Consider the following 12,816-nt stretch of genomic DNA (forward strand, 5'->3'; position numbering starts at 1 on the left):
GAAACCTCGGATCTACCGAATCAAGCACAACAGGGGACTCACATGAGTGTACCTACAAATGTGAATGATTCCTATTTAGAATTCCAAACGGGTCCTGCCGGCCCCTTGGGGCCGGCAGGAGGCTACGCTGACTAGGGTCCGCCCAGCCGCCGGATTCCCCTGGCCTGGGTGGCGTCACGGATCTCGCCCACAAGCTGCTCGATAACGTCCTCCAGGAACAACACTCCCAGGGTCGCGCCGCCGGTCCCCACGACACGGCCCAGGTGCGAGCCGGTCCGCTGCATCACGGCCATGGCATCTTCAATCTCGTCCTCGGGTGCGAGGTTCACGAGGGACCGGATCCGGCTTTCCGCGATCGGGTAGCGCCGTCCTTCCTCGGGGATGGAAAGCACGTCCTTGATGTGCAGGTAGCCGGTCAACTCGCCGTCGTCGTCCAACACGGGGAAGCGGGAGAAGCCGGTGCGGCTGACCGCTTTCTCGAGTTGCCTCGGCGTGGAGCCAGGCTTGAGCGTCACCAGTTTGTCCAGCGGCACCATGATGTGGGCCGCGGTGTGCTCGGAAAACTCCAGAGCGCCGCTCAGCAAGCCGGCGTCGTCGTCCACCAGTCCGTGGCGGGTCGATTCCTGCACGATGGACTGCACTTCTTCGAGCGTGAAGGAGGAGGTCACCTCGTCCTTGGGCTCGATTTTCATCAGTCGAAGGATGCGGTTTGCCAGCCAGTTCAGAGTCCAGATGACGGGCTTCACGAAACGGGCCACGTGGACCAACGGCGGAGCAAGCAGCAACGCTGCCTTGTCTGCGACCGAAACAGAGATGTTCTTGGGAACCATCTCGCCAAAGGTCACATGCAGGAAGGTGACGCCAAGCAAGGCAACCGCAAAAGCGATAACGTCTGCCAATTCAACAGGGACGCCTACGGACTCCAGCGGCGCCCCCAGCAAATGGTGGATGGCAGGCTCGGCCACGAGGAGAATCAGCAAGGAACACACTGTGATGCCGAGCTGGGCACACGCCAGCATCAGCGAGACGTGTTCCATCGCGTACAAAGTCGTCTGCGCGCGCTTGGAACCGCGTTGGGCCAAAGGCTCAATCTGGCTGCGGCGTGCAGACATCACGGCAAACTCTGCGCCGACAAAGAAGGCGTTGCCGATCAACAGCACCACGAGCCACAGGATTCCTACCCAGTCGCTCATGCGGCACGTCCTTTGCGACTGGTTTTGGCCATGGGGTTGCCAATGGCATCGCCTGCCGAACCGCCGGAGCCCTTAGCCAACCGTTTGCCCGCCTGCTTCCTGCTTTGCCATCCGCTTGAATCGCTTTCCGTGGCACCTTTATCGTCGTCGCCGTCATCGTCGGTGTCGGGCGCCGCGGGGTGAAAGCAAATGCGGTCGATCCGGCGGCCGTCCATACGGGTGACGGCCAGGGTGCCGCCGCCGGCCTCGACGACGTCGCCCACCAACGCGATCCGTCCAAGTTGGCTCATGACGTAACCACCCACGGTCTCGTAGGCGGGGTCGTCGGGAACCGTGAGGCCCGGGATCTGCTCGCTGACCTCGTCCGGGCGCAAGAGTCCGGGGAAATACCAGTCCCCCGAGGCGCTCTGCAGCAGTCCAGGACGGACCTTGTCGTGCTCATCCGCAACTTCGCCGACGATTTCCTCCACCAGGTCCTCAAGGGTCGCGATCCCCGCGGTTCCGCCGTACTCGTCAAGCACGACGGCGAGTTGCAGGTTGCCCTCGCGGAGTTCCAAAAGCAGGGCGTCAAGGTGGATGGTCTCGGGAACGCTCAGGACCTCGGACATGATTGCTCCGGCTTCCAGCCGGCTCCTGCGTTCCGACGGGACCGACACGGCCTTCTTGATGTGCACCACGCCCCGGATGTCATCGGCCGATTCGCCGATGACCGGGAAGCGCGAATATCCGGTCCGACGCGCCGCTTCGATGATGTCCGATACCGGCTGGTCGGCGTCGATGGTTTCCATGCGGATGCGTGGGGTCATGACGTCCGCCGCCGTGCGCGCCGAGAAGTTCAAGGTCCGGGCAACAAAGTTGGCCGTCCCGGCGTCAAGGGTCCCCAGCTCTGCCGAACGGCGTACGAGGGAGGCCAGTTCAGAAGGCGAGCGGGCGCCCGAGATTTCTTCCTTGGCCTCGAGTCCCACGAGGTTGAGCATCTTGTTCGAGAAGCCATTGAGCACAACGATTGCGGGCTTGAACACGGCTGTGAACATCAGTTGCGGTCGGGCCAACGCCCGGCCCAGCGGGAATGCCAAGGCGAGTGCCATGTTCTTCGGGACGAGTTCGCCGATCAGCATCGACAAGACGGTAGCGAAGGTCATGGCCAGGATGAGTGACAAGGACTGCGCAGCGGCCTCAGGCAGCCCGGCCCAAAGCAGCGGTCCGTGCAAGAGGGAGCCGACGGATGGCTCCATGACGAAGCCGGTCAGCAAGGTGGTGAGGGTGATTCCCAATTGGCAGCTCGAGAGCTGGGTGGAGAGGGATTTCAAGCATTTGAGCAACGCCGCGGCAGCATGGTCGCCGCCGTCGACCGCTCTTTGGACCGTTGACTGGTCAAGCGCCACGAGCGAAAATTCGACCGCGACAAAGAAGCCGGTACCCAGAATGAGGAGCACGCCGGCCAGAAGGAAAAGCCACTCCATCAGAGGCCGCCGTATGGTGCGAACGGCTGGAGCAGGGCACCAGGAAGACTAATGGCTGGTTGACCCGGCGGAGGTTGGTCGGACGCTGCGGAAGAACTATCCGCCGACCGGCCGGCTTGGAGCTCCGGGGTGCGATGGGCATGTGTACGGGCATTGCCGGCTCTATGGGTGCGTTGCTCGGAGATAGCCGAACGGCGTCCCCCGCAGCTCCCAGGCCGGCACCTAGAATTACTGTCCATAAGAATTCAAGTCTACAGTCCGGCCGCGGCGCGGCTTCACGCGGCTTCACCGGCCGGGTTCGCGATCTACGACGCTAAAACGGCAGGAAAAACCCGGTAAAGAAGATGCACCTCAGGGCATGGAAGCCGGGGCCTATCGCGATCGACATGATTTAGATCACCACTATTGGCAGATAGCCGTCGCTCGTCACTAGACTGGCTAGGGTCTGAGTTCGCGGGACCCAGACCCTGGCTCGCCTTTGCACCTCCTGCAGTTCCCGGGCCAGCTGGAAATCAACACTCATGGAAGAGGCGTATTTCAAGTGCCAGAGCAGCCAAGCCACCGTCTACCCGAGGAATTTGGCGGAAACGAGTGGCTCGTTGACGAACTGTACGAGCGGTACCAGCAGGACAAGAATTCGGTCGACGCCAAATGGTGGCCGCTTTTCGAATCCTTCGACACCGCAGACGGCACTTCTTCCAACGGAACCTCCGCAGCCCCTGCAAACCCTCCCACTCGCGAGATTCCTGTCGTGGCACAGGCCGCCGCAACGGCAATGACGCCGGCCGCGCCCGCGGTTGCCCCGGCAGCCGCCCCTGCCGCCCCCGCACCTGCTCCGGCTGCTCCCGCAACACCGGTCAAGAAGGCTCCGGCCACTGTCGCCAAAGACGGCGCGCAGAAGCCATCCGACGGCAGCCAGTCCCAGCCGATCCCGGCACAGCTCCCCAAGAGCACCAAGGCTCCCACTCCCCCGGAAGAGGACGTCGTCTCCGTCCTCCGTGGTCCGGCCAAGGCCATTGCGTCCAACATGGTCTTGAGCCTTGAGGTTCCTACCGCCACGAGCGTCAGGGCCGTTCCTGCCAAACTCCTGATCGACAACCGCGTTGTCATCAATTCCAACCTCGCCCGTGCCCGTGGCGGCAAGGTCTCCTTCACCCACCTCATCGGCTACGCGGTGGTCCGTGCCCTGTCCCAGTTCCCGTCGATGAACGTGTACTACGACGAAGTAGATGGCAAGCCCGTTGCCGTGCAGCCCGCACACGTCAACTTCGGCATCGCCATTGACATGCCCAAGCCCGATGGCACGCGCCTCCTGATGGTTCCCAACATCAAGAAGGCCGAGACCATGAACTTCGCGGAGTTCTGGCACACCTACGAAGACCTCATCAAGCGTGCGCGGAACGGCAAGCTCACGGCGGACGACCACGCGGGGACCACAGTATCCCTGACAAACCCGGGTGGCATCGGTACCGTACACTCCGTGCCCCGGCTTTCCAAGGGCCAGGCAGCCATCATCGGCGTCGGAGCCCTCGACTACCCGGCTGAGTGGCAGGGCGCCAGCGAGAAGATCATCGCCCAGAACGCCATCAGCAAGATCCTCACGCTGACCTCCACCTACGACCACCGCGTCATCCAAGGAGCCGGAAGCGGCGAGTTCCTCAAGCTCGTCCACCAGCTCCTCCTCGGTGCCCAGAACTTCTACGACGAAATCTTCGAAGCACTCCGCATCCCCTACGAGCCCGTCCGTTGGAGCCCCGACCTCCAGGTTGACCCCGCTGACGAGATCAACAAGGTTGCCCGCATCCAGCAGTTGATCCACTCCTACCGGGTCCGCGGCCACCTCATGGCCGACACGAACCCGCTCGAATACGTCCAGCGCAAGCACCCGGACCTCGACGTGCTGACCTATGGCCTCACCCTGTGGGACCTGGACCGCGAATGGCCTACCGGCGGATTCGGCGGCAAGCCGATGCTCAAGTTCCGCGACATTCTGGGCGTCCTCCGCGACGCTTACTGCCGCACTACGGGCATCGAGTACATGCACATCCAGGAGCCTGAAGAACGCAAGTGGTTCCAGGACCAGGTGGAGCACCCGTACTCCAAGCCGAGCCGCGAAGAGCAGCTTCGCATCGTTTCCAAGCTGAACGCAGCAGAGGCCTTCGAGACCTTCCTGCAGACCAAGTTCGTGGGCCAGAAGCGGTTCTCCCTCGAAGGCGGGGAATCCCTGATTCCGCTGCTGGACACCATCATTTCCGACGCCGCCGACGACGGACTCGACGAAGTCGCGATCGGCATGGCCCACCGCGGCCGCCTCAACGTGCTCACCAACATTGCGGGCAAGACGTACGCCCAGGTGTTCCGCGAGTTCGAAGGCACCCAGGACCCCCGCTCCGTACAGGGTTCGGGCGACGTCAAGTACCACCTCGGCACCGAGGGCACGTTCACTTCGGACAACGGCAACGAGACCAAGGTCTACCTCGCCGCCAACCCCTCCCACCTTGAAGCGGTTGACTCCGTGCTCGAAGGCATCGTCCGGGCAAAGCAGGACCGGCTGGACCTGGGCGAGGCGTTCCCCGTCCTGCCCATCATGGTCCACGGCGACGCTGCCTTCGCCGGCCAGGGCGTTGTAGCGGAAACGCTCAACCTGTCCCAGCTGCGTGGTTACCGCACCGGTGGAACCATCCACATCATCGTGAACAACCAGGTCGGCTTCACCACCGCACCGTCGTCGTCGCGTTCCTCGACCTACTCCACCGACGTGGCCAAGATGATCCAGGCCCCGATCTTCCATGTGAACGGCGACGATCCCGAGGCCGTCGTGCGCATCGCGCAGTTGGCATACGAGTTCCGCCAGCGCTTCCACAAGGACGTCATCGTGGACATGGTGTGCTACCGCCGCCGGGGACACAACGAGGGCGACGACCCCTCGATGACGCAGCCGCTTATGTACAACCTCATCGAAGCCAAGCGCTCCGTCCGCAAGCTCTACACGGAATCCCTCATCGGCCGTGGCGACATCACCGAGGACGAAGCCGAACAGTTGCTGCGCGACTACCAGGAACGCCTCGAACGCGTCTTCGCGGAGACCCACGCGGCGCAGACTTCGCCTATCCCGATCATCACGGCGGATTCCGCCGCGGTTTCGGACATCGAGCGTCCCATCGCCCAGCAGGCGGACTTCGGCACCAACGCGCCGGCCACCACCGCCATTTCAGCCGAAATGCTGCAGAGGATCGGCCAGGCTCACCTCGACATTCCGGAAGGCTTCACGGTCCACTCCAAGCTCAAGCAACTGCTTGAGAAGCGCGAGCAGATGTCCCGCGAAGGCGGCATCGACTGGGGCTTCGGCGAGATCGCGGCTTTTGGTTCGCTTGTCATGGAAGGCGTACCCGTCCGCCTTGCCGGCCAGGACTCCCGCCGTGGCACGTTCGTTCAGCGTCACGCCGTCTTCCACGACCGCGCCAACGGACGCGAATGGATGCCGCTGGGCAACCTGAGCGACGAGCAGGCCAAGCTGTGGATCTACGACTCCTTGTTGTCCGAATACGCAGCCATGGGCTTCGAATACGGCTACTCCGTGGAACGCCCGGACGCATTGGTGTTGTGGGAAGCCCAGTTCGGTGACTTCGTCAACGGTGCACAGACCATCATCGACGAATTCATCTCCTCGGCCGAGCAGAAGTGGGGCCAGCGTTCCTCGCTCGTGCTCATGCTGCCTCACGGCTACGAAGGCCAAGGGCCGGACCACTCGTCCGCACGCATCGAGCGGTTCCTGCAGCTTTGTGCCGAGGACAACATGATCGTGGCGAATCCCACCACTGCTGCCTCGCACTTCCACTTGTTGCGCCGGCAGGCCTACAGTCGTCCGCGTAAGCCGCTCATCATCTTCACCCCGAAGCAGCTTTTGCGCCTCAAGGGTGCGGCTTCCGCGGTGGAAGACTTCACCACGGGCGGCTTCAAGCCGGTTATCGGCGAACACGAGCCCCTTCAGGCCCAGAACGTTGACCGCGTGATCCTGGTTTCCGGCCGTCTCTATTACGATCTCCTGTCGAACCGCCAGAAGACCGGCGACACCTCGACGGCAATCATCCGCCTGGAGCAGCTGTACCCTCTGCCCCAGGCCCAGATCGAGGCGGAACTGGCCAAGTACCCGAACGCCGACATCGTCTGGGCGCAGGACGAACCCGCCAACCAGGGTCCGTGGCCGTTCATCGGCTTGAACCTGCCGCAGGCACTGGACCGCAAGGTCCGGCTCGTTTCGCGTCCGGCATCGGCCTCCACGGCAGCGGGTTCCATGAAGCGCCACAGCGCCGAACAGGCCACGTTGCTGAAGCAGGCGTTCGAACGCAAGTAAGACGGCGGCTGCCCGGCTGGAGGTTCAATACCCGCTTCCAGCCGGGCAGTTCTGTTTAATGGAACAAGTGTCCGGTGATCCAGCCGCCCGGCCGGGCACAGTGCAAGGACCGCAACGTTTGGTGAAGAGGTAACTGTGGAAGACAGGAAGCTGCGCATCGCAGCTGTTGGTGATGAACTACTCGCCGGGCTCGGTGATCCCAGGGCCTTGGGCTGGCTCGGACGGGTTCTTGCGCGGACTCCACAGGACTCCGTTCTGGTGGAAAGCTATTCTCTTCCCTGCCCTATGGAAGGCACAGAAGGCCTTGCGGCGCGCTGGCTCGACGAAGCCGGACGACGCTTCAGCAACGTCCACGAAAACCGCCTGGTGATCGGCCTGTCCGGCCGCGACATCGAATTCGGTGTCTCCACGGCACGCAGCCGCCTCAATCTGGCCAATATCCTGGACGGGGCGTCCCAAAGCAACATCGAAGTTTTCGTCGTCGGTCCGCCGCCCACGCTGGACCCGGCCAAAAACCGTCGGATCGCGGATCTCAACGCGGCATTTGCGGACGTCACCACGCGCCGCAACCATCACTACGTCGACACGTTCTCGCCCTTGCTCAACCACGAACAATGGCGCACGGACCTCGCTGCGAATGGCGGCACCCCGGGCCAGGCGGGGTACGGACTCATGGCCTGGCTCGTGTTGCACCGTGGGTGGTTCCAGTGGCTGAGGATCGCCCAGCCGGAATAGCCGCGGCCGGAGACGCCCTTTCCCGCGAGCAAGGCCCATTGCCAACGCCGATATCGCGATATATCGTGTGTACATCAACGCGATATATCGCAATATCCGTAGTGCAGCAATGGAGGGGTCATGTCAGAAGAAAACTGGACCGTTACCGGTCCGCAGACCATCGACGTCGACGGCGTCCGCTCACTCAAGCTGGGGATCGTCAAGGGCCGCTTCGACGTCGTTACCCACGACGAAGCCATCACCAGGATCGAAGTCTCGGAGATAGCCGGCGATCCACTGAGCGTCAGCCTCATTGACGGCCGACTCGAAGTCCGCCATCAGTTGCACGGCCCCCAGGGCTGGTTCCGCAACCTGATGGGGACCGTCAACAACACCAGCACAAACACGATCGTCATCAGCATCGCGCTGCCAGCCGGCGTCGACGTCGAAGCAGGAACCGTCGGCGGCGACGGCATGGTGTCGGGCGTCAGCGGTCATATCCGCCTCAACACAGTTTCCGGATCGGTCCTCGCGGACGGCACGCGGGGCGAACTCCACGTCAACACCGTCAGCGGTGAGGTCATCGCCCGGAACCACGACGGCGTCATGACCGCCAAGAGCGTCTCGGGCGAAGTCACGGCTTCGGGCCGTTTCAAGAATATCCGGGCCAATACCGTCAGCGGCGACCTTAGCTTCGACCTTCACGGCTACACCCAGGACTTCGGAGCCAATTCCGTTTCAGGCGACCTCACCATCCGCCTGCCGCATGATGTGGGCGTGGACATCGTGGCCAAAACGGCCGGTGGCACTGTGATGATCGATGACCAGCTCTACGCGCAGTCAGGCGGCAGGGTCCAGACCATCGTTGGCCCCGACGAGCGGCTCATGGTGGCGCGTACCAATTCCGTGTCCGGAAAGACCTCCATCATCCATGGCAGTGCGCCAACACCTGGATCAACGCACCCGGTCCCCGGAGAGGAGGAAGCCTGATGCCGCCCGTCTTTGCCCACGGAGCCCTGCGGCTCTACCTGCTGGCACTCCTGGAGTCTGGCCCCAAGCACGGTTACGAGCTCATCAAGGCCCTTGGCGAACGCTTCGGCGGGACCTACTCCCCCAGTGCCGGGACCATCTACCCGCGCCTCGGCAAACTCGAGGAAGAAGGACTGGTAGCCACCACGAGCGACGGGCGCCGCACCAACTACTCCATCACCGCGGCGGGGCTGGCGGAACTGAACAGCCGGCGGCAGGAACTGGCCGACGTCGAGGACAACATCTCCGCTTCCGTTCGGCGCTTGGCCGACAATCTCCGCGACGACATCCGCAGCAACATGCGCGGCCTGCGCGCAGACCTGGCCGCGACCGCCGAAGCCGCGCGGGCCAATGCGAAGTCCGCGGAGTTCCAGTCATGGGCCGGAAGCTACTCTCCGGAGGGACACCGCATCCTGAAGGAAGCCGAGATGATGGTCCAGTCCTTCCGCGATGACATCCGCGTGGAGCTACGGCAGCACGCCGGCTCCAAGGCCCTGACGCCGATTGCCCTCGAAACCGTGCGCGCCGTCCTGGACCAAGCCAGGATCTCCATCCGGAATTCCCTGCGCGGCTGAGTCCGAACTCGCGCGGGGCCGGCCGGCACGGTTCGCGGGGCAGCCCCGTGATGTGGGAGACTGGAGGGCAGCTTTATTGAGTATCAAGAATCTAAGGAGGCCAGCTATGAGCAAGCGTGCACGTAAGCGTCGTGACCGTAAGCGCGGCGGCGCAAACCACGGCAAGCGTCCCAACACCTAAGCCAGCGGCTTAGCGTAAGACTTAATGCGGAGGGCCCCGGAAACCATCAGGTTTCCGGGGCCCTTGCCGTTTAAGGCTCTTACACGTCCACGGACTTCATAGCGTGGATCCTGTCCAGGATCGAGTTCTTGAGATTCTCAGGAGCCGCTTCCGTACAGGAGCGCTTTACCACGGTGCGGATGACGCACTCAAGGTCGTATTGCTCGGTGCACTCCGGGCAGTCTTCCAGATGCACTTTGATCTCTGCGATGTCGTCGCGGGTCAACGCACCGTCGAGGTACTCGTAGATACGCTGCATCCGCGCATCGTCGCAGTCGCCCAATCCTTGGCAGCTCATTTCCTTTTCTCCTGTTTTTTGCTTGTGGCCGTGCCCACGGCCAAGGCCTTTTCTTCCGCGCCGGCGCTGATTCCCCGTTCTGCGGCATAGTCCGCCAGCAGATCGCGCAACATCTTCCTGCCGCGATGAAGCCGGGACATGACCGTCCCGATCGGGGTATTCATGATGTCTGATATTTCCTTGTATGCGAAGCCTTCGACGTCAGCGAAGTACACCGCGAGCCGGAATTCCTCCGGAATGGACTGCAGGGCGCTCTTCACGTCCGAGTCCGGCAAATGATCCAGTGCCTCCGCCTCCGCGGAGCGCAGCCCCGCGGACGTATGGGATTCCGCGCGTGCCAGCTGCCAGTCTTCGATGCTGTCCGAATTCGACTGCAGCGGTTCGCGCTGCCGCTTCCGGTAGAGGTTGATGTACGTGTTGGTCAGGATGCGGTACAGCCACGCCTTGAGGTTGGTTCCCGGCTTGTACTGGTGGAAGGCGGAGAAGGCCTTGGTGTAGGCCTCCTGGACCAGGTCCTCGGCGTCGGAAGGGTTCCTGGCCATGCGCATGGCAGCCGAATAGAGCTGGTCGACATACTGCATGGCGTCGCGTTCGAAGCGCGCCCTCCGTTGCTCGGGGGTCTCGGTTGCGAAGTCCACTGCAATCTCGACGTCGGCCTCAACAGTTGCGTCGCCGTCGGACGTTGCGTCCGTGACTTCCGTCGCTGCTTTGTACATGGCCGCTGCGGCCGGATCCATGGTGCTCATTGCATCCAAGTCTACTGTCACCCTCCGCGACTCCATCGGCAGCTCGCGCCCAAGCGCCAAGTGTCCCTCGCGGTCCTTAACCAAGGCCAAAAAACCATCTCCACTCGCTTGACGTGGCCCAGCGCGGCACAGTGCACGCGCCACAATCCAAGGTCCAGCCCATACCGCACCTTCTCTTGACAACGGCGGGCTCCGGGCAAATATTCCGCAAAGATGCAAGACTAGATCCGACTGCACCCCGTGAACACCGCACCACTTGAACGCAACACCACCTGAACACTGTGGCACGCCATCCAGGAGGCAAAACATGTCCCTCGTCCGTTTTCTCGCCAGGCCAATGTTGGCTTCCAGTTTTGTCGTCGCAGGGCTGGACAAGCTCAAGAACGCGGATGACACTGCCAAACAGCTCTCTCCGCTGCTCCGCCGCGCTTCCGAGTCCCTGCCTTTCCCGGCCGACGAGAAGGTGCTGGCAAGGGTCATAGGCGGCGCACAAGTCGGCGCCGGCGCCTTGCTGGCCCTCGGCAAATGTTCCCGGTTCTCGGCAAGCCTGCTTGCCGGCATTTCGGTCCTCAACACCTTTGTCGAGTGGCGTTCTGCCGACATCAGCTCCAAGGAAGGCCGCGTCGCCCGCCGCGCCCAGTTGCTCAAGAATATTTCGCTGACGGGTGGCGTTTTCCTTGCCGCCGTCGACACCGCGGGCAAACCGAGCCTCGCATGGCGCGCCGAACACCTCGCCATGGACGCCAAGAAGGCTACAGGCAAGCAGTTCAAGAAGACAGACCGGGCCGTCCGCAAGGCCGTAGACAACGCAGTTGGAGCATAAGGAAGCATGCCCGGAACCCCCGCGACGCAGACAGACGATTCAGGGAGCACCACAGCCTCCGCACTCCCCCTGTGGCCGGCACCCTTCGCCAGCCACCCCGTGGATGCCACGGTCACGGTTCCCGGTTCGAAGTCGCTGACCAACCGCTATTTGGTCCTGGCGGCATTGGCCAACGGCCCAAGCAGGCTGCGGGCGCCCTTGCATTCGCGGGATTCCGCGCTGATGGTCGAGGCCCTGCGCCAGCTGGGTGCCACCATTACCGAGGTTCCCGGCGATGGACACTACGGCCCGGACCTTGAAGTCACCCCGATCAACCCCGTGGCTGTCGCATCGGACACCTCCATCGACTGCGGCCTGGCCGGCACGGTCATGCGTTTCGTGCCGCCGCTCGCGGCCCTCCGCAACGGCGCTTCGGTGTTCGACGGCGATCCCCACGCACGCCAACGTCCCATGGGCACCATCATCGAAGCCCTCCGGACACTCGGAGTGGAGGTCAGCGCACTTGACGGGCACGCGGCGCGCTCCCTGCCGTTCAAAGTATCCGGCACGGGCTCTGTCCGCGGTGGCCACCTGGTCATCGACGCGAGCGCTTCGTCGCAGTTCGTTTCAGCCCTGTTGCTGGTCGGTGCCCGGTTCGATGAGGGCCTGCACCTGGAGCATGTCGGCAAGCCCGTGCCGAGCCTCGACCACATCAACATGACCGTCTCGGTCCTGCGCGGCGTCGGAGTGCAGGTGGATGACTCCGTGCCGAACCATTGGCGCGTCGCCCCCGGTACCATCCAGGCGTTCGACGAGCGGATCGAACAGGATCTCTCCAACGCGGGTCCCTTCCTCGCCGCGGCGCTGGCCACGAGGGGAACCATCCGGATCCCCAACTGGCCGGTCAACACCACGCAAGTCGGGGACCTCTGGCGTGACATCCTCGCCACCATGGGTGCAACCGTCACGCTGGACAACGGCACGCTGACAGTCACCGGCGGGCCGGAGATCCTGGGCGCGGACTTCGACGAAACCAGCGAACTTGCCCCTACAGTGGCGGCTTTGTGTGCCCTGGCCAGCGGTCCTTCCCGGCTCACCGGCATCGCGCATTTGCGTGGACACGAAACGGACAGGCTGGCTGCCTTGGTCGCCGAAATCAACCGGCTTGGCGGCGATGCCGAGGAAACCAGCGACGGCCTGGTGATCCGGCCCGCAGCGCTGCACGCCGGCGTCGTGCATAGCTACGCCGACCACCGGATGGCTACCGCGGGCGCCATCCTTGGGCTCGCCGTCGAGGGTGTACAGGTCGAAGACATCGCGACGACCTCCAAGACCATGCCCGAATTTCCGCAAATCTGGGCATCGATGATCAGTGCCGGCCCAGCGGGCGCGGACACCGCTTCAACGGAGACAAACAACTAA

11 protein-coding genes are annotated in these 12,816 nt (G+C 63.3%); 7 read left to right on the plus strand and 4 right to left on the minus strand.

The annotated features are described in order from the left end of the window. Positions 1-131 precede the first annotated feature (131 nt). Together LFT47_RS14290 and LFT47_RS14295 are read right to left on the minus strand one after the other, a co-directional pair. Positions 132-1,193 carry a hemolysin family protein gene (locus LFT47_RS14290; RefSeq protein ID WP_236811782.1) on the minus strand — a complete coding sequence of 354 codons (1,062 nt, stop codon included), beginning with the start codon at positions 1,191-1,193 and terminating at the stop codon, positions 132-134. Continuing rightward, on the minus strand, positions 1,190-2,656 hold the full coding sequence (locus tag LFT47_RS14295; RefSeq protein ID WP_236811784.1) for a hemolysin family protein: 1,467 nt from the start codon (positions 2,654-2,656) through the stop codon (positions 1,190-1,192). Before LFT47_RS14295 ends, LFT47_RS14290 begins: the two co-directional genes overlap by 4 nt. Before the next feature lie 541 nt (positions 2,657-3,197). Between LFT47_RS14295 and LFT47_RS14300 the strand changes: the two genes are divergently transcribed. The 5 genes from LFT47_RS14300 (at position 3,198) to LFT47_RS21530 (ending at position 9,509) form a co-directional block, all read left to right on the plus strand. After that, entirely contained in the window at positions 3,198-7,010 is a 3,813-nt protein-coding gene (locus LFT47_RS14300; protein WP_236811786.1) for a multifunctional oxoglutarate decarboxylase/oxoglutarate dehydrogenase thiamine pyrophosphate-binding subunit/dihydrolipoyllysine-residue succinyltransferase subunit, read from the plus strand. 135 nt (positions 7,011-7,145) lie between these two features. Further along, positions 7,146-7,745: a GDSL-type esterase/lipase family protein gene (locus LFT47_RS14305; protein WP_236811788.1), complete on the plus strand. Its 600-nt coding sequence runs from the start codon at positions 7,146-7,148 to the stop codon at positions 7,743-7,745. A gap of 120 nt (positions 7,746-7,865) precedes the next feature. Beyond that, on the plus strand, positions 7,866-8,714 hold the full coding sequence (locus LFT47_RS14310) for a DUF4097 family beta strand repeat-containing protein (protein WP_236811789.1): 849 nt from the start codon (positions 7,866-7,868) through the stop codon (positions 8,712-8,714). Continuing rightward, positions 8,714-9,328 carry a PadR family transcriptional regulator gene (locus LFT47_RS14315; protein WP_236811791.1) on the plus strand — a complete coding sequence of 205 codons (615 nt, stop codon included), beginning with the start codon at positions 8,714-8,716 and terminating at the stop codon, positions 9,326-9,328. The genes LFT47_RS14310 and LFT47_RS14315 overlap by 1 nt, the downstream gene beginning before the upstream one ends. A 106-nt stretch (positions 9,329-9,434) precedes the next feature. Further along, positions 9,435-9,509 carry a 50S ribosomal protein bL37 gene (locus LFT47_RS21530; protein WP_369299106.1) on the plus strand — a complete coding sequence of 25 codons (75 nt, stop codon included), beginning with the start codon at positions 9,435-9,437 and terminating at the stop codon, positions 9,507-9,509. A 79-nt stretch (positions 9,510-9,588) separates the two neighbouring features. On the opposite strand, the gene rsrA is transcribed toward LFT47_RS21530, so the two are convergent. Continuing rightward, complete coding sequence (gene rsrA, locus LFT47_RS14320; protein ID WP_236811792.1) at positions 9,589-9,846, minus strand: mycothiol system anti-sigma-R factor; 258 nt, start codon at positions 9,844-9,846, stop codon at positions 9,589-9,591. Then, a complete protein-coding gene (locus LFT47_RS14325; protein ID WP_442863399.1) occupies positions 9,843-10,682 on the minus strand; it encodes a sigma-70 family RNA polymerase sigma factor in 840 nt (279 codons plus the stop codon). The genes rsrA and LFT47_RS14325 overlap by 4 nt, the downstream gene beginning before the upstream one ends. 217 nt (positions 10,683-10,899) lie before the next feature. On the opposite strand from LFT47_RS14325, the gene LFT47_RS14330 reads away from it, so the two are divergent. Next, positions 10,900-11,415 (plus strand): DoxX family protein, encoded by a 516-nt coding sequence (locus LFT47_RS14330; RefSeq protein ID WP_236811794.1) that lies wholly within the window; start codon positions 10,900-10,902, stop codon positions 11,413-11,415. A 6-nt stretch (positions 11,416-11,421) separates the two neighbouring features. Beyond that, positions 11,422-12,816 (plus strand): 3-phosphoshikimate 1-carboxyvinyltransferase, encoded by a 1,395-nt coding sequence (aroA, locus tag LFT47_RS14335; protein WP_236811795.1) that lies wholly within the window; start codon positions 11,422-11,424, stop codon positions 12,814-12,816.

It is taken from the genome of Arthrobacter sp. FW306-2-2C-D06B, assembly GCF_021789175.1.
Lineage (GTDB): Bacteria > Actinomycetota > Actinomycetes > Actinomycetales > Micrococcaceae > Arthrobacter.